Consider the following 16,273-nt stretch of genomic DNA (forward strand, 5'->3'; position numbering starts at 1 on the left):
GCGAAAAAAGAAGTGGTGGAGCGGCTTGTGGCCGGCGCCGGGGTTGGAGGATTGGGCATTGTGCCGCAAGGCGCGGACCCGCCCGCCTCCCCATTTACCCCAGCCCGCTACTGACTGGCCAACGCGCGCTGGTACAGCGGCAGCACCTTGGGCAGGTTCTTCTGGATGTCGGAAATGCGCGTCTTCCCCGACGGGTGGGTGGACAAAAACTGTGGCGGCGCACCCTTGTTGGCGGCCGACATTTTTTGCCACAGCGTGACGCCGGCGCGCGGGTCAAAGCCGGCGCGCGCGGCCAGCTCCATGCCCACCAGGTCGGCTTCGGACTCGTTTTCGCGGCTGAATTCCAGCGTCAGCAAATTGGCGCCACCACGCGCCACGCTGTTGGTCACGTTCGGGTCGATGCCATATTTGTAACTGGCGATGGCGCCGGCAATGCCCGCCAGCACGTTGGTGGCGGTGCCCTTGGCCATGCGTTCACGCGCATGCTCGCGCAGCGCGTGGGCGATCTCGTGGCCCATCACCATGGCCACCTCGTCGTCGGTCAGCTTGAGCTGGGTCAGGATGCCGGTGTAGAAGGCGATCTTGCCGCCCGGCATGCAAAAGGCGTTGATCTGCTTGGAGCCAATCAGGTTCACCTCCCACTGCCAGGCCTTGGCACGCGGGTTCCATGGCTCGGTGAAGGGGATGATGCGCTTGGCAATGGTGCGCAGGCGCTGCAGCTGCACGTCGTCCTTGGGCGCCAGCGCCTGCTTGGTATTGGCCTGCTGCAGCATTTGCCCATACTGCAGCTTGGCCGACTGTTCTACCTTGTCGGCCGGCACCAGACCGGCAAAGACTGAATTTTTGCCCACATCCACCCCCTCGCGGGGCTGGGACGGGGGCTGCGGCTGGGCCTGGGCCAGCGCGGCTGGCGCCCAGGCCAAAGCCGCCGCCACCAGCGCGGCGGACGCGATCCGGCCATAAACCAGCTTGAGCCGGCGCGGGCTTTTCTTTATCCTGACGGTAAAAGCGTTCACAAACTGCCAGTTGGGGTGAAAAAGGCCAATATCAATCCACGGGCCGGGTGCATCATCGGACAAAGGCGCTGGCACAGGGACATTTTGCAATCGCACGCAATTTACATATCTTTACAGGGACTACAAGGGGATTTGACCTGCATAGCGGACCATTTGTAAAGACGTTTTCCCCCCTGCCGCGTTAAGCAGCCAGAGGCCCTTTTAACCGCTGAGTCACTCGCCGAGACCCCCATGAGCCAAAACCTGTTGATGATAGAAGACGATGCCCGCCTGGCCCAGATGGTGGGTGAGTACCTGGGCCAGTCCGGCTTTTCGGTTGCCCATGTGGGTGACGCGCACAGCGGCCTGTCGCGCCTGCAGGGCCAGGCCGCCGCGCCGCTGCCCGACCTGGTGGTGCTGGACCTGATGCTGCCCGACATGGACGGCCTGGAGGTGTGCCGCCGCATCCGCTCCATGAGCGGCTCGGCCGCCCAGGTGCCGGTGCTGATGCTGACCGCCAAGGGCGACCCGATGGACCGCATCATCGGCCTGGAAATCGGCGCCGATGACTATTTGCCCAAGCCCTTCGAGCCGCGCGAGCTGCTGGCCCGCATACGCGCCATCTTGCGCCGCCGCATGGACGGCCTGCCCACCGTGGCCAGCAAGCAGATGCAGTTTGGCTCGCTGGACATCGACCGCGACGCCCGTACTGTCGCCGTTGGCGGCAAGCCCTGCGAGCTGACGTCCTACCAGTTCGACCTGCTGCTGGCCATGGCCGAGCGCGCTGGCCGGGTGCTGACGCGTGACCAGATCATGGAAGCCGTGCGTGGCCGCGAGCTGGAGGCGTTTGACCGCTCCATCGACGTGCACATGGGCCGCATCCGCGCCGCCATAGAGAAAGACCCCAAGGACCCGAAGCGGATTTTGACCGTGCGTGGTGTAGGCTACGTGTTTGCACGACAGCAGGACTGACGTCCCCCCTCCATGTTCTTTCTGAAGCATTTGTACGTCCGCATCTGGCTGGCGGTGGTGTTGGCCGTCGCGGTGTTGACGCTGCTGGTGGGCTGGGCCTGGCGCCTGGCCGAGCCGGTGCCGCTGCGCGAAGTGGTGGTGCGCAACGATGCCGGCCAGATCATCGGCCACGGTCGCATGCGCCCGCTGTCGCGCCGCACCACCACGGCCGAAGAGACGCCGGGCGTGCCTAAGGCCGAGCCCAGCAGCCCCGAGCGCCCCGCTGAGACTACGGACGAATCCGAGCACCCAGCACAGCGCGAGGAACTGGCCAACAACCGCTCACTGGCGCCCGGCAGCTTCGGCAGCGGGCCCGAATTCATGGTGCGCATGGACGACGGCCGCACCGTGCACATGCACCTGCCGCGCCCGCCGCGCTCGCCGTGGAGCCGGCTGCCGTTTGGCTTCTTCTGGTCGCTGGCACTGGTGGCGGTGGCGGTGGCCCTGGCCACCTACCCCATCATCCGCAAGCTGACGCGCCGGCTGGAGCAGCTGCAGCAAGGCGTGGAGCGCTGGGGCGAAGGCGACCTGTCGGTGCGCATCCCGGTCAGCGGGCAAGACGAAGTGGCCTTTCTGGCCGAGCGCTTCAACCACGCCGGCGAACGCATCGAGGGGCTGGTGAAGTCGCACGAGGCGTTGCTGGCCTCGCAGCAGGCGCTGCTGGTGTCGCAAAAGTCGCTGCTGGCCAATGCCTCGCACGAGCTGCGCTCGCCGCTGACGCGCATCCGCATGGGGCTGGAGCTGATGATGCCGCAGCAGTCGCAATCGCGCGACGAGCTGACGCGCAACATCGGCGAGCTGGACCAGCTGATCGACGAAATCCTGCTGGCCAGCCGACTGGACGCCAAAGAGGCCGACCTGGGCACCATCGAGCAGGTGGACCTGACCGGCCTGGTGGCCGAGGAATGCTCGCGCACGGACGCCCAGCTCGATGCGCAAGGCGGCGTGCCCTCCCCCGTGGTGCGCGGCGTCACCAAGCTGCTACGCCGCGCCGTGCGCAACCTGCTGGAAAACGCCAAGCGCCATACCGCAGGCGACGTGAAGGTGTACATAGGCCAGGAAGGTGACCTGGCCGTGGTGCGCGTGTGCGACCGCGGCCCCGGCGTGCCCGAGCACCTGCGTGACCGCATTTTTGAGCCGTTTTACCGCCTGCCGGGCGCCACCGAGCGCGACGGCGGCGTGGGACTAGGCCTGGCGCTGGTGAAATCCATCGCCCAGCGGCACGGCGGCAGCGCGTTTTGCGAAGACAACCCGGGCGGCGGCGCCTGCTTTGTGGTGTTCCTGCCGATCGCTTCCTGAAGGCCTCCTGACGCCGGCGCAGCGGGTGTTTGCCTACCTGTTGGCGTACAACTAACAGGTTTTTACGGCCGGCCATCCTACCAATGGGGTTGGACGCATCCTCCGTCAGGCGGATGCGAATCCCCCTTTTGGGGGATAGGAAACCGGCGGCGCGGGGCGTACAGTTTCACTCAACTGCTGTCACACAGTCCCAACGACAAAAACCCCGGCCGCAAGAGCCGTTTGGCACCGAATCCCAACGACGTCCTTTCGAGGACTTTATAAAGCCACCGCAAGGTGGCTTTTTTTTGTCTTCGGCCGCTACGCTTAACTTTTGCTTCGCAAAAGTTAGCCTGCGACGCAACCTGCTGACGCAGGTTGTGCGCCACTAGTGCACCACGGTGCCGGCGTACAGGTCTTTCAGCGTGGTTTCCATCGAAATGCAATACGGCACGCCGGCGCCACCGGCCAGCTTCTCCTGAATCAGCGCCATCAGCCCTTCGGGCATGCGCGAAGTCTTCCAATGGAAGGGGCCCTCGCGGGTCATGGTCTTGGGCTCGATGATCTGCGCCCGGTAGTCGCCGTTGGGCAGCACATTGATGTTGAGTGTGATTTTCATGGGCTTGTCTCGTGAAGGGTGGTTGACCGCTCAGGCGGTGGCGGCATGGCGCAGCTGCAGCCAGCTGTTGCCTTCGGCCGTGGCGTACAGCAGCGCCGCTTCGCGGGTGATGAATTCCGGCAGGAAACGGAACACGCGGTCATGCGTGCCGCGGCCACTGCCGCTGCGGATCGAGACGGAAGCGCTGTAGCGCCCGCATTCTTTTTGCCGGGAAAGGGGGGAGACAAGGTACTTGCCCACTTGGAAAGGAGTCATGTTCATGGTGCGCGCGCGCTATGCCGCGCGCCGAAATTGGGTTCAAAGAGAAATGATCGCGCGGCCTTCAGACCGGGCGATGCGGCTCAAGCCGCTGGGGGAGGTGCTGGTCAAGCGGCGATGTAAGCCGACCGGCGGTGAAGCTTGCCTTGGGGGGAGTTTGACGGCCAGATGGCGGACCCGTGAGAAAGGGTCAGAGGGTTCCAGCGGCCGTAGAGAGGTGGTGCTTGAAGCACCGCAGGCCGTGTCAGACAACGGTCGCCGCAATGGTAAGCAATTTGCGGCGGCACCTGTATTGTAACCCAGTAATGCGATGGCCCGTAATTCAGGTACAGGCGCAGCCGCCAGCGCCGGTGCCCGTGCCTCAGGGCACTCTCAGAGCGGGAAGGCCGCCAGCGCCGGCCCCTTGGCGCTGGCCAGCGCGGGGGTGTGGGCCACGTTCATCAGCCACGACACCATGGCGAAGTAGCCCACCAGCACCGTCAGCTCCACCACGCCGGCCTCGCCAAACTGGCCCAGCGCGGCCTGGTAGGTCGGCTCGCTCACCCCATGCTGGCGCAGCAGCTCTTGCGCGAAGTCCAGCGCGGCCTCTTCGTCGGCCGGCAGGCCCTTAGGCGCGGCCCCTTGCGCCAGCGCGTCCAGCGTGACCGGGGCCACGCCGGCGGCAATGGCCAGCGGCGCATGCATCAGCCATTCAAACTGGTTGCTGACATGCCGCGCGGCGGCGCAGGTGGCCAGCTCGCGCACCTTGGCCGGCAGCTGGCCGCCAAAGCGCAGGTGCTCGCCCAGCTTGGCCACGCGGTCCAGCAGCTCCGGGCTGCGCAGCAGCGGCAGGAAGGGGCCATAGACACCCTTGCGCGGGCCGTTGATCAGCGCGTCGGCGGCGGCGCGCTGGGCGGCGCTCAGCACCTCGGTGGGCGGCATGGGCAGGCGCTCGCGCCAGGGCTGCGTGTTGCCTTGGGGGACGTCGGGCATGGCGGGGATGGACATGGCGGGGTACTCCTGGGTGCTTGGGTGAATCAAATCATGGGGCTTCGCGCGGCACATAGCGCCACAGCCAGGCCGCGCTGAGCAGCAGGCCGGCAGCGGCAATCTGCAAGGCCACGTCCAGCGCCATGGCCACGGGGATGTGCATGTAAGTCAGCAGGGTGGAGACGATGGGCCCGGCCAGCTGGCCCAGTGCAAAGGCCGCCGTCATGCGGCTAACCAACGCGGTGGGGTTGCCCGGCGCCAGGGCGCGCGCCTCTTGCACGCCGGCCAGCGTCACCACCACAAACGTGCCGCCCACGAACAGCGCCGCCAGTGTGATGGTGCCCATGTTCAGCCACAGGCTGGGCAGCAACACGCCCACACCCATCAACACCTGCGAAAAAATCCACACCTGCATGCGTGTGTAGTGCCGCAGCGCCCAGCCGGCCAGCAAGGCTGAGGCGGCCGAGGTGGCGCCAAACACCGGCCAGGCCAGGCCAAAGACCAGCGGGTCGTCCACCAGCGCGCGCGCCTGCAGCGGCAAGAAGGTGGCCGGCAGGATGTAGCCAAAGCCCGCCATGCCATAGCAAATGACCATGCCGCGCAGCGTGGTGGCGGGCAGGCGCATGGCGGGGGTGGCAGGCACACTGGCGAGCCGGTTGAAGCTGGACTCAATGGCCGACGGCTTGGGCGACGCTGCCGGCGCGGACTTGGGCGGCGGCGCAGGCGCCGTGGCCACGCTGGCCGGCACCCGGCCGCGCGCCAGCGCCCAGGCCAGCAGCAGCAGCACCAGCGCCAGCGCGCCCAATTGCTCCCACAGTGCATCGGCCGTACCGCCGGCGGCCGAGCCCACCAGGCAATACAGCCCGGCCAGCGCAATGCCGCTGCCCACGCCCACATACATCATGCCGCCCCAGGCCGGCTTGCCCCAGGCCGCCACCGCCCCCAGGCACCAGATGTTGATGCCCACAAACGCCCAGGCGCTCCACACCCCTGCGCAGAAGCGCAACGCCAGCCACAGCCAGCCGAGGTGCCACACGCCCATGGCGGCCGTGCCCGCGGCAATGGCGCACAGCGCGCCAAAGGCCAGCACCACCGGCGACACGCGCAGCCGCGCGGCGGTGAGCGCGCCCACCAGGTAGCCGGCGTAATTGGCGGCGGCCAGCCAGCCACCCAGGGCCACGTCCAGCTCGCCCGCGCGCACCATCAGCGGCAGCAGCGGCGTGAAGGCAAAGCGCCCAATGCCCATGGCCACCGCGAACGACAGCGCGCCGGCCACGCACACCAGCAAGGCGTTGCGCGTGGCCTGCGGGGCGGTGACCGAAGCAGCCCCAGTGGGAGAAATGGCATTCGACATGCCCACAGATTAGCCGCACAATCCAAAACGCACAAATGAATTATTCTGATGAAAGGTTCTCTCCATGAGAATGATTGATCTGGATTCTCTGGACATCTTTCGCACCGTGGTGAAGGAAGGCGGCGTGATCCGTGCCGCGCACAAGCTCAACCGCGTGCAGAGCAACGTCACCACCCGCATACGCCAGCTGGAAGAGCGCCTGGGGCAAAAGCTGTTCCACCGCCATGGCCGCTCGCTGGTGCTGTCACCCGAGGGCACGCTGCTGCTGTCGTATGCCGAGCGGCTGTTTCGCCTGGCCGACGAGGCCGAACACCAGCTGCGCGGCGGCCCGCCGGTGGGCATCTTTCGCATCGGATCGCTGGAGAGCACAGCCGGCAGCCGGCTGCCCGCCGTGCTGTCGCGCTTTCACAAGCAATACCCCGGCGTGGTGGTGGAGCTGGTCACCGGCACCACCGCCGCGCTGGTGGCCAAGGTGGCCAACTATGAGATAGAGGCCGCCTTTGTCTCGCAGCCCTTCACCGCGCCGGGGCTGACCGCACAAAAGATGTTTGAAGAAGAGCTGACCGTCATCACCAGCCGCCTGTACCCGCCTGTCGTGAAGGCCACCGACCTGAGCGGCCAGACGCTGATCGCCTTTGCCAGCGGCTGCTCTTACCGCAAGTGCATGGAAGAGTGGCTGGGCGCCAGCGGCGTGATGCCCGCGCGCACGCTGGAATTCGGCTCTTACCAGGCCATCATCGCCTGCGTGGCGGCGGGAACCGGGTTTGCGATGGTGCCAAAGTCATTGCTCGCCTCTCTCAAGGCGGGGAACGATGTGCGGCAGCATGAGCTGCCGGCGAAGACGCGCAAGAACGTCACGCACCTGGTATGGAGCGGGACGGCATCGCAAGCGCTGCTGCGGTTGATGGGAGTGGTGGCGCTGCAGAAGTAGCGCTGGCCGGCGCGCAAGGGATGGCCAATTCCCAGCACACCACCGGCTCCGGCACATTCTTGAACCGGCGCTCGCCAAGGAGCGTGCAATTCGCCTCCTCCATGGCGCGGGCAAAGTCGGCACTGACAACAATCTGGTGCGCGCCAGCCGAGCTCTGAATGCGCGCCGCCAGGTTCACTGTCTGCCCGTAAACGTCGCCATCGTGGGCCACCGTGACCTCGCCCCAGTGCGCACCGCTGTGCAGGGGCAGCGCGTCCAGGCCCAATTGCTGCGCAGCCAATGGAAACTCCGCACGCAAAGCCGTCAACACGGCGACGGCAGATGCAGCGTCGTCGAATGCGAACATCACCGCATCGCCCATGGACTTGACGATGCGCCCGCCGTGCTGTTGCACCAGCTTGCCCGCCAACCGCTGCAACAACGCGGCCTGCAACAGCGCTTGCTTTTCGTCATGGGATGACATGACGGTGTAGCCCGACAGATCCGACATGGCCACCACCTGCATGCGCCGCTCACCTTCCACCAGTGCATCCAACGGCAGGAAACGGCTCGCCAGGCGGCTCACCGCCTTTTCCGCCTGGCCGCGAATCGGCGCGATGGTGGCCGTGACTGCGGCGCCGGCAAGCAGCGCGCCCATATCCGGTGACAGGCCGAAGAGCGCAACGACCTTTTGCGCCAGCGTGCGCTCCAACAGCACGAAGAGCAGCGCCACCACCAGGCCCAGCAGACCAAACACGGTGAGCTTGCGCGCTGCCAGCCGGGGGTCTATCGTCCCGCGGTAGAAGACGGAGATGGCCAGCGCCACCACCAAAGCCAGAAAGAACAGCAGCGCGCCAAAGACCAGAGGCCACACCAGGAACAGTTCCACCGGTAGGTTGACGCCGCGTGCAGCGGCCGTGTTCAACGCCAATGGCCCCAGCACCATCAGGCAAGCACCTGCCGCCACCACCACGATGCCGGCCGAAAACACGGTGGCGCCAATCCAGTCGATCTTGCGCCGGTCATCCGGCAGGGCATTGCTCATGTGGAAGTGCAGGCTGTTGGCCACCACCTCGCCACATACCGGCAGCAGCACAAAGCCCACAGCCCCGAGCAGGAACTTGGCATGGTTGAAGCGCGCAGCGGGCGGCGCCAGCGACGCGTCATACCAGTCCAACCCGGCACAGGCAAGCGCCAGCACGGCCAGCGTCACGACAGTCCACGGCGACTGCAGCATGCCCAATGGGGACTGGCTGGAGATATGCGACTCTGCCGACCCTCGATGCAGATGGCGGCGCCAACTGCCACGCGCCTTCATGCCGTCCACGGCTTGCTTGGCCCGGCGAAGCGCAAACGCCGCAAATTCCTCCGGCGTGACCAGGCGCGGGTAAGCCATGAAGAACCGCGCCATCAGCACCATGGCACAAAACCCCACCCAGTACGCCAGCGCGTCCATAGGCAGGCGTTGCCATGCCGTTGGCGCCCACCCCAGCAGTTCGCGGTAGGCCTGGTGCGTCATCATGAAGAAAAAGTAGCCGCTGGCCGCTGCGCCACCCACCAGCGCCGCGCCGAGCTGGCGCGCCGCCTTGTGCTCCGGCGTGCGCAGGGCCAGCACAGCCGCCAGGGCCAATGCGGCCAGCGCGGTGACCGCCGTCAGGGTGAGGAAGACGCGGACAACAACAGCGCTGCCCTGCCAACCGATCTCCGCCGTCAGCGGCAGGGCCACGAACACCGGCAACTCCTGCCGGGAAACCGGCAGCATTGCCGGCTGCACCACCAGCCAATGCAGCAGCAACAACCCCACCGCGGCGGCGGGCAGCAGGATGGCAGCTTGAAACGGCAGCAGCGCTGGCGGTGTTTTCAATGCTTCTCCTCAATCAAAGCGAGTCCATTGAAAGAGCGCTGCCATGGTAGCGCCTTGGTGGCTGGCCCGGTAGAGGCTTTCACCGCATGTGCGTGAAAAAGGCTGGCGGCAGCATGAGCTGCCGGTGAAGACGCGCAAGGAAGTAGGCCGCTGCGTCGGCAAAGAGGCGTTCAACTCAACACAAAGGCGCCGGATGCGTGCGCGGGGTGTCCTTGTCGATTTCCCAGTCCGACTGGCTGGCCAGCACCGCGCGGGCACGCCCGGCGGACTTGGCGTGGTACATGGCCGCGTCGGCAGCCTCCACCATCACTTCCAGCTCCTCCATGGCATCGGGCACGGCGCAGGCCATGCCTATGCTCACGGTCACGCGCGCGCCATGGGCCAGGGCCACATGGCCTATGGCTTCGCGCTGCACTTCGTCCAGGCAGCGCTGGGCCGTCTCGCGGGTGTGCGCCAGGTCGGCCCGGGGCATCAGCACCACGAATTCCTCGCCGCCATAGCGCGCCACCAGTTCGCCAGCGCGCCGCACACTGCGGGCCAGCGCTTGGGCCACGCGGCGCAGGCATTCGTCGCCGGCGGCATGGCCGTAGTGGTCATTGAAGGCCTTGAAGTGGTCTATGTCCACCATCAAGAAGCCCATGGAGGTGCCAATGCGCAAGGCGCGCGCCCACTCGCTGGCCATGACCGTGTCGAAGTGGCGCCGGTTGACCAGGCCGGTCAGCTCATCCGTGCTGGACAGTTGCGCCAGGTGCGCGCAGCGCGCCTCCAGCAACTGGAACCGGCGCACCATGTCCGTCAGGTCCAGCTGCAACTGCACCAGCAACCCGTCCGAGGTGCGAACTTCGTAGCAGTTGACACTGGGCATGGCAGTGGCCGGGACGGTGCCCGCATGCACCTGGTCAATCTGCCGGGTACTCAACACCTGCTTCTTCTGCCCGTCCCAAATGTCCAGGCTGATGCCCAGGTCCACCGTGTCAGGCAACGCCATGCCAGTGCCCAGTCGCCCAGACTGCTCCGCTGAGTGCAAAGGCGGGTACCAGGGGAGGGTTGGCGCGAACGCCGGTGAAGAGTCCAGGGCGGCCATGGTTGGTCCTAGGGCTGATGCAGATTTCAGTGTAGGGGCGCACGGTTGCCGACTGGCCGGCCCCTGAACCGGATTTGTTACGGCTGGAAACCAGCCTTACGCCCAGGCCACGACCTGGCCAGTTCAGAGGGTCACAACACGCACATTACTTACAAGCCGTTGCAGCTCACCCGCCCGCCACACTGATCTGCACCACCTTCCCCACCGCCATCACCGCCCCCGCCCCCGTGTTCCCCACCAGTTCCAGCTTCAACTTGTACTCCCCCGCCGGCGGGCTCAGCCAAACCTCGGTGTGCCCCTGCTTGAAGTCCAGCACCTCGCTCTTGCCACCCTTCTCCAGCGTCAACCGAAAGTGCCCGGTGTCCGCCAGTTGCGCGCTGGCGGCAGACAGGTTGTACCCACTGGCGTGAAACTGCACGCGAAACGGTCCCTTGACGCTCTGCTTGTCAGTGGGTGACAGGATCTCCACCCGAGCCGGGCCTTTGACGCTGCTTTCGGCATTGGCCGCCGTGTTTTGTTTGGTGACGGTCAGCTTCACCGACTTGCTGTAGACGAAGTAGGGGATGTGTCCCTTATCGGCCAGCAGCAGGCGCAGGTTGTAGGTGCCGGGTTTCAGGTTGATCACCGTTTCCATCTGGCCCTTGCCAAAGTGGATGTACTGCTCGTTGAAGGGCAGCGGCTTGCCAAAGTCCAGCGGCAGGCTCTGGTTGATCAGCAGGTGGTGGTGGCCGGCGGTGCCCGCCGTGTTGCCGGCCTGCACGATGCCGCGCATGGACAGACCAAACTTCAGCACAAAGGGCGCTTCGCGGCTGTCGCCGTCTTTCAGGTTGGTGAAGTAGGCGTCGGCCTGGCGGGTGGGGGGCGGCACCACCCAGGGGTGGGACAAGGTTTCCATCGGCGCCGCTGCCGCCGGTGTTGCTGCGCCACTGGCGGCTGGCTGCGGCGCCGGGGTGTCGGCGGCACGGGCGGGGGCCAGCAAGCCAACCAGCGCCAGTGAAGCCGCGAGTGCGGGCAAGCAGCGCAGGCCATGAGCGAGGCGATATGGCATCGGCGAGTCCCCTCCGTCTGTTGCCCCACTGTAGCGGGTTTCATGGCTTTGTACGAACAACCCGCCCAACTGGATCTGCGGCTGTGATCGGCGGATAGACAACACATGTCAATTCGCTTCATCACACGAATCCGGGGAGTCGCCCCATTCTTTTGTCGCTCAAAAAGGGCCGCGATATGCTGAATTTGGGATGAGCAAACCCCCTTGCTCATCCTTTTTCAAGCAAGAGACAAAGGAAAAAAATGAAACCCCATTCTCCTAACCGAGAGTCGGCGCTCGCCCGTGCGCTGCGCTTATCGTTTTCTGGCGGCGTGGCCATGGGCCTGATGGCCGCTGGGTCAACAGTCTTCGCGCAGACGCTGGAGCGTGTTGAAGTGACCGGCTCCAACATCAAGCGCGCCCAGGTCGAGTCCGCATCACCGGTGCTGGTCATCACCGCTGCCGATATCGCCAAATCGGGCAAGGCCACCGTGGCTGAATACCTGCAGACACTGGGCGTTGATGGCGCGGGCTCGCTGCCCACGGGCTTCGGCAACGGTTTTGCCGCTGGCTCCACCGCCGTGTCGCTGCGCGGCCTGGGCGCCACCTCCACCCTGGTGCTGTTGAACGGGCGCCGCATGGCGCCGTTCGGTCGCGCCGACGATGGCCAGAAGACCTTCACCGACCTCGCCACCATACCGATGGAGTTGGTGCAGCGTATTGAAATCCTGAAAGACGGCGCCTCCTCCGTCTATGGCGCCGATGCGATTGCCGGCGTGGTCAACATCATCCTGAAAAAGGATTTCAAGGGCGTCGTGGCCCAGGCCAGCACGGGCGCTTCGCGCTACGGTGACGGCCAGCAACACAAGGCCAGCCTGACGGCGGGCTTTGGCTCGCTGGCTGAAGACGGCCACAACTTCATGTTCAACGCCGAGTTTTCCAAATCCAACCGCATCCAGAACAGTGACCGCAAGGACCGCGACTGGATCGGCCATGGCGACATCCGCCCATGGGGTTATGGCCTGGCAACACAATTCGCCTCGGGCTATATCTCCGGCAACAACAATGCCACCGCCGGCCCGAACGGCTTGATCCGCGACCCGGTATCGCTGAACTACGTGTCGCTGCCCGGTTGCGCCACGCTGTCGGTCAGCACACCGCAAGACCCGGGCGGCGGCTGCGTATGGCACGCCGACCAGTTCCGCAGCATGCAACCCGACATCAAGGGCGCCAACCTGTTTGCCGGTGGCACCTGGAAGCTCAACAACGACACGCAGGCCTATGTGGAGTTGGGCTATTCCAACCGCACCACCGGGTTTGCGCTGGTGCCGCCGTCCATCACCCCCACCGTGGCGTTTCCGCCCACGGCGGCCAACCCCGCGGGTGTGATCAACTTCGGCTCAGGCGCCGGCACCACCATCATGCTGGCTGCCAACCACCCGCAAAACCCGTACGGCGTGCCGGTGCGGGTGCGCTACACAGCGTTTGACGTCGGCGCGCAGGAGCGCGCCGCGGACAACACCTTCACCCGCATCCTCGGCGGCATCAAGGGCACGGCCATGGGCTGGGACTACGACATCGGCCTGATGCACTCGGAAACCAAGCTCAAGCTGGACTACAGCGCGGCGCTGAACATGGCAGTGGTCAAAGCGGCTTTGGGTGACCCCAGCAGCCAATACTTCCCCTACTACCTGGGCGCCCAAGCCAGCAAGAACCCGCCGTCGCTGTACGCCGCGATGGTGCGCCACATCACAGCCGACATCTCCACCAAGCTGGACACGGTTGACTTCAAAGCCACGCGGGAGCTGATGCAGCTGGATGGCGGCGCGCTGGCGCTGGCCGTCGGTGCAGAACACCGCCGCGAGTTTCTGGATGCACCTTCGCTGAGCGGCACGGAAAACGGCTCTGTCAATTCCAGCTATGTGGCGGCCAAGGGCACCAACACGGTCAACGCCGTGTATGCCGAGTTGCTGGCACCGGTGACGAAGACGCTGGAACTGTCGGGCGCGGTGCGTTACGACGGCTACGACGCCTTCAACTCCACCACGCCCAAACTGGGCATCAAGTGGACGCCGGTCAGCTCTCTGGCGCTGCGCGGCACCTACTCTGAAGGCTTCCGCGCACCCGGCGCCGCCGAGTCCGGCGCCGAGAGCCAAAGCACCGGCTCCTCGGCTGTGCGCGACCCGGTGCGCTGCCCCAATGGCACACCGCTGCCTGGCGCCACCGCTGGCGACTGCGCCATCACCATTGCGGCGGTGAAGGTGGGCGACCCGAAACTGCAACCCGAAAAGTCCAAGGGCACCACCTTCGGCTTCATCTGGGACGCCGCCCGGGAGACCAGCTTCTCCACTGATTTCTGGCACATCAAGCGCACCAATGAAATCAACCCGCTGCCATATGCAGAAGCCGCGGCCTTGCCGACAGCCATCCGCTCGGACAACAACCTCACCATCAACGGTGCGGTGGTGCCGAACACGGGCACGCTGATCATCTCCAAGGCGCCGTACCGCAACTCCAGCTTCACCGAAATCAGCGGCCTGGACCTGGACTTCAAGCACCGCATCAACCTCGGTGACAGCGGCCGCCTGGCCCTGTCGATGAACTGGACGCACATCTTCTCCTGGCTGCGCGTTGAGCCGGACAGCAAGAGCGCCACCGGCGCCGTGGTGCCGGGCAACCGCTACCAGTATGTGGGCACGCACGGCAACTGCGACACCTCCAACTGCGCCGGCACACCACGCGACAAGATCAACCTGTCCGCCACCTGGGACAAGGGCGACTGGAGCGTGACCGGCCTGGTGAATTACCGCTCGGAAATGAAGAACGTCTTCTTTGAAGGCGACGTCTGCGCTTCCAAGTTCGCCAACGGGACGGATGCGCCCAACGGCTGCGTGCTGGGCTCGTTCTACACCATCGACCTGTCTGCCCGCTGGAACGTGCAGAAGAACCTGACGGTGTTCGGCTCCATCCAGAACCTGACCGACCGCGTAGCCCCGCTGGACCCGCTGACCTATGGCGGCATGAGCTACAACCCGCTGGACGCCAGCGGCGCCATTGGCCGCTTCTACAAGCTGGGTGTGAAGTACCAGTTCAATTGAACGCGGCTGCTACCCAACAAAAAAAGCCACCCAGCCGGGTGGCCTTTTTTTCATCGCCGCGCGCAACTTATTTGGGCGCGGCCAACGTGCTTTCCTGCACGCCCTTTTTGCCCACCTCTTCCGCCACCAGGTGCAGCTTGGTGCGCGCATAGAGCACCCCCATCTTCACCTCTTGCCAGATGAAGGTGAGCGTTCCGGGCTTGGTCTCCACAGCCAGCGTGTCGGTATTCTCTGCTGTGGAAGACACGGTGTGCTGCCCCGGTGCCACCTCTTTGTAGAAATAAGTCTTCGCCGCCGTCTGGCCTATGGCCTGGCCGTCAATGGCCACATCCATCTTCACCGCGCCGCCGATCGACTCGTTGCGATAGATGTAAATGCCGGCCTTGTCCTGCGGAACGGCGAATGTCTTGGCAGCGGCGTCTTGCTTGGCGTCGCCCATGGGGACCGAGGCGCAGCCCGAGATGGCGAGCGCTGCGAACAGCGTGATGGCGTGAAACTTCATGTTGTGACTCCCTTGAATATCAGTTGCAGTGCCTGAGCGGCACCGCCGGCATTCTAGGGCAAGCCATTGACGCCCAAGGCGCCCCTCAGCCCCCCGTCACACTGATCTGCACCACCTTCCCCACCGCCATCACCGCCCCCGCCCCCGTGTTCCCCACCAGTTCCAGCTTCATCTTGTACTCCCCCGCCGGCGGATTCAACCAAACCTCGGTGTGCCCCTGCTTGAAGTCCAGCACCTCGCTCTTGCCGCCCTTCTCCAGCGTCAACCGAAAGTGCCCGGTGTCGGCCAACTGCGGCCCCGCGGCGGACACGTTGTACCCGCTGGCGTGGAACTGCACGCGAAACGGCCCTTTGACGCTCTGCTTGTCGGTGGGTGACAAGATCTCTACGCGCGCCGGGCCATTGACGCTGCTGTCCGCATTGGCCACCGTGTTTTGCTTGGTGACAGTCAGCTTCACCGGCTTGCTGTAGACAAAGTAGGGGATGTGTCCCTTATCGGCCAGCAGCAGGCGCAGGTTGTAGGTGCCGGGTTTCAGGTTGATCACCGTTTCCATCTGGCCCTTGCCGAAGTGGATGTACTGCTCGTTGAAGGGCAGCGGCTTGCCAAAGTCCAGCGGCAGGCTCTGGTTGATCAACAGGTGGTGGTGGCCGGCGGTGCCCGCCGTGTTGCCGGCCTGCACGATGCCGCGCATGGACAGACCAAACTTCAGCATAAAGGGCGCTTCGCGGCTGTCGCCGTCTTTCAGGTTGGTGAAATAGGCGTCGGCCTGGCGGGTGGGGGGCGGCACCACCCAGGGGTGGGCCAACACTTCTGACGTAGTGTCGCTGGCAGCCTTGGTGTCAGTCGCTGCCGGTGTGGCGGACCAGGCCGGCGTCACGCAGGCCAGCGGGGCCAGCTGTTTGGATTTCTTGCACAGGCGACCTGCTGTTTGTGCAGCCCACACAGCCCCAGGCAGACAGGCCCACTTGCCGGCATGCGCCGGTGACACTGCCGCCATGATGCTCAAAGGCAAGATAGCCGAGTGGCGGTGGTTGCCTGCCTGGAGCCCGCCGCCCTGCGCCCGCATGCGGTGCCCCAGGCCATGGCCGCCGGCTCGCACAGCCGCGAGGTGTTCAACGCCATTGCGGCCCATGGGGTGGCGGTGGACCAGTTGGTTGAAGGCATGGCGGCGGGCACGCTGCTGAAGCGCATGCCTACGCTGGATCAGGTGGCGGAGGTGGCTGTCTTTATGGCGTCGGATGGGGCGGGGGCCATGACGGGGACGGTGGTCAACTTGAGTTGTGGGATGTTGGTGGATTGAGAGG

Annotated in this window: 15 protein-coding genes; 5 read left to right on the forward strand and 10 right to left on the reverse strand. The window is 65.4% G+C overall.

Going from position 1 to position 16,273, the window contains the following annotated elements; all coding sequences use genetic code 11:
• Window positions 1–107: 107 nt before the first annotated feature.
• Window positions 108–1,016: a M48 family metallopeptidase gene (locus AC1DX2_RS21455; RefSeq protein WP_477198450.1), complete on the reverse strand. Its 909-nt coding sequence runs from the start codon at window positions 1,014–1,016 to the stop codon at window positions 108–110.
• A 231-nt stretch (window positions 1,017–1,247) separates the two neighbouring features.
• Between AC1DX2_RS21455 and AC1DX2_RS21460 the strand changes: the two genes are divergently transcribed.
• Both AC1DX2_RS21460 and AC1DX2_RS21465 read left to right on the forward strand, forming a co-directional pair.
• A complete protein-coding gene (locus AC1DX2_RS21460; RefSeq protein WP_477198451.1) occupies window positions 1,248–1,967 on the forward strand; it encodes a response regulator in 720 nt (239 codons plus the stop codon).
• Between the two features lie 12 nt (window positions 1,968–1,979).
• Window positions 1,980–3,305 carry a HAMP domain-containing sensor histidine kinase gene (locus AC1DX2_RS21465; protein ID WP_477198452.1) on the forward strand — a complete coding sequence of 442 codons (1,326 nt, stop codon included), beginning with the start codon at window positions 1,980–1,982 and terminating at the stop codon, window positions 3,303–3,305.
• A gap of 367 nt (window positions 3,306–3,672) precedes the next feature.
• On the opposite strand, the gene AC1DX2_RS21470 is transcribed toward AC1DX2_RS21465, so the two are convergent.
• The 4 genes from AC1DX2_RS21470 to AC1DX2_RS21485 all read right to left on the reverse strand — a co-directional run bounded on the left by AC1DX2_RS21470 (window position 3,673) and on the right by AC1DX2_RS21485 (window position 6,484).
• Window positions 3,673–3,903 (reverse strand): hypothetical protein, encoded by a 231-nt coding sequence (locus tag AC1DX2_RS21470; RefSeq protein ID WP_477198453.1) that lies wholly within the window; start codon window positions 3,901–3,903, stop codon window positions 3,673–3,675.
• Window positions 3,904–3,933: 30 nt separating this feature from the next.
• On the reverse strand, window positions 3,934–4,158 hold the full coding sequence (locus AC1DX2_RS21475) for a hypothetical protein (protein WP_477198454.1): 225 nt from the start codon (window positions 4,156–4,158) through the stop codon (window positions 3,934–3,936).
• A 375-nt stretch (window positions 4,159–4,533) separates the two neighbouring features.
• The gene (locus AC1DX2_RS21480; protein ID WP_477198455.1) at window positions 4,534–5,148 is read right to left on the reverse strand and encodes a carboxymuconolactone decarboxylase family protein; all 615 of its coding nucleotides are present in this window, start codon (window positions 5,146–5,148) and stop codon (window positions 4,534–4,536) included.
• A gap of 34 nt (window positions 5,149–5,182) precedes the next feature.
• Window positions 5,183–6,484 carry a YbfB/YjiJ family MFS transporter gene (locus AC1DX2_RS21485; RefSeq protein WP_477198456.1) on the reverse strand — a complete coding sequence of 434 codons (1,302 nt, stop codon included), beginning with the start codon at window positions 6,482–6,484 and terminating at the stop codon, window positions 5,183–5,185.
• Between the two features lie 64 nt (window positions 6,485–6,548).
• Between AC1DX2_RS21485 and AC1DX2_RS21490 the strand changes: the two genes are divergently transcribed.
• Window positions 6,549–7,415 (forward strand): LysR family transcriptional regulator, encoded by an 867-nt coding sequence (locus tag AC1DX2_RS21490; RefSeq protein ID WP_477198457.1) that lies wholly within the window; start codon window positions 6,549–6,551, stop codon window positions 7,413–7,415.
• On the opposite strand, the gene AC1DX2_RS21495 is transcribed toward AC1DX2_RS21490, so the two are convergent.
• From AC1DX2_RS21495 to AC1DX2_RS21505, 3 genes are all read right to left on the reverse strand, one after another.
• On the reverse strand, window positions 7,339–9,258 hold the full coding sequence (locus AC1DX2_RS21495) for an adenylate/guanylate cyclase domain-containing protein (protein ID WP_477198458.1): 1,920 nt from the start codon (window positions 9,256–9,258) through the stop codon (window positions 7,339–7,341). The two genes, AC1DX2_RS21490 and AC1DX2_RS21495, sit on opposite strands and share 77 nt — an antisense overlap.
• Before the next feature lie 175 nt (window positions 9,259–9,433).
• Window positions 9,434–10,246 (reverse strand): GGDEF domain-containing protein, encoded by an 813-nt coding sequence (locus AC1DX2_RS21500; RefSeq protein WP_477198459.1) that lies wholly within the window; start codon window positions 10,244–10,246, stop codon window positions 9,434–9,436.
• A 262-nt stretch (window positions 10,247–10,508) separates the two neighbouring features.
• Window positions 10,509–11,357 (reverse strand): DUF4399 domain-containing protein, encoded by an 849-nt coding sequence (locus tag AC1DX2_RS21505; RefSeq protein WP_477198460.1) that lies wholly within the window; start codon window positions 11,355–11,357, stop codon window positions 10,509–10,511.
• A gap of 275 nt (window positions 11,358–11,632) precedes the next feature.
• Between AC1DX2_RS21505 and AC1DX2_RS21510 the strand changes: the two genes are divergently transcribed.
• Window positions 11,633–14,467 carry a TonB-dependent receptor gene (locus AC1DX2_RS21510; RefSeq protein WP_477198461.1) on the forward strand — a complete coding sequence of 945 codons (2,835 nt, stop codon included), beginning with the start codon at window positions 11,633–11,635 and terminating at the stop codon, window positions 14,465–14,467.
• Window positions 14,468–14,534: 67 nt separating this feature from the next.
• Here the strand turns inward: AC1DX2_RS21510 and AC1DX2_RS21515 are convergent, their stop codons facing one another.
• Both AC1DX2_RS21515 and AC1DX2_RS21520 read right to left on the reverse strand, forming a co-directional pair.
• Window positions 14,535–14,969 (reverse strand): DUF2846 domain-containing protein, encoded by a 435-nt coding sequence (locus AC1DX2_RS21515; RefSeq protein WP_477198462.1) that lies wholly within the window; start codon window positions 14,967–14,969, stop codon window positions 14,535–14,537.
• A gap of 85 nt (window positions 14,970–15,054) precedes the next feature.
• On the reverse strand, window positions 15,055–15,981 hold the full coding sequence (locus AC1DX2_RS21520) for a DUF4399 domain-containing protein (protein WP_477198463.1): 927 nt from the start codon (window positions 15,979–15,981) through the stop codon (window positions 15,055–15,057).
• Window positions 15,982–15,990: 9 nt separating this feature from the next.
• Here AC1DX2_RS21520 and AC1DX2_RS21525 point away from each other — a divergent pair, with 9 nt between their 5' ends.
• Window positions 15,991–16,269, forward strand: a complete 279-nt coding sequence (locus AC1DX2_RS21525) for an SDR family oxidoreductase (protein WP_477198464.1) — start codon at window positions 15,991–15,993, stop codon at window positions 16,267–16,269.
• Window positions 16,270–16,273: the final 4 nt, after the last annotated feature.

This window comes from Hylemonella sp. P2_B10 (genome assembly GCF_056404875.1).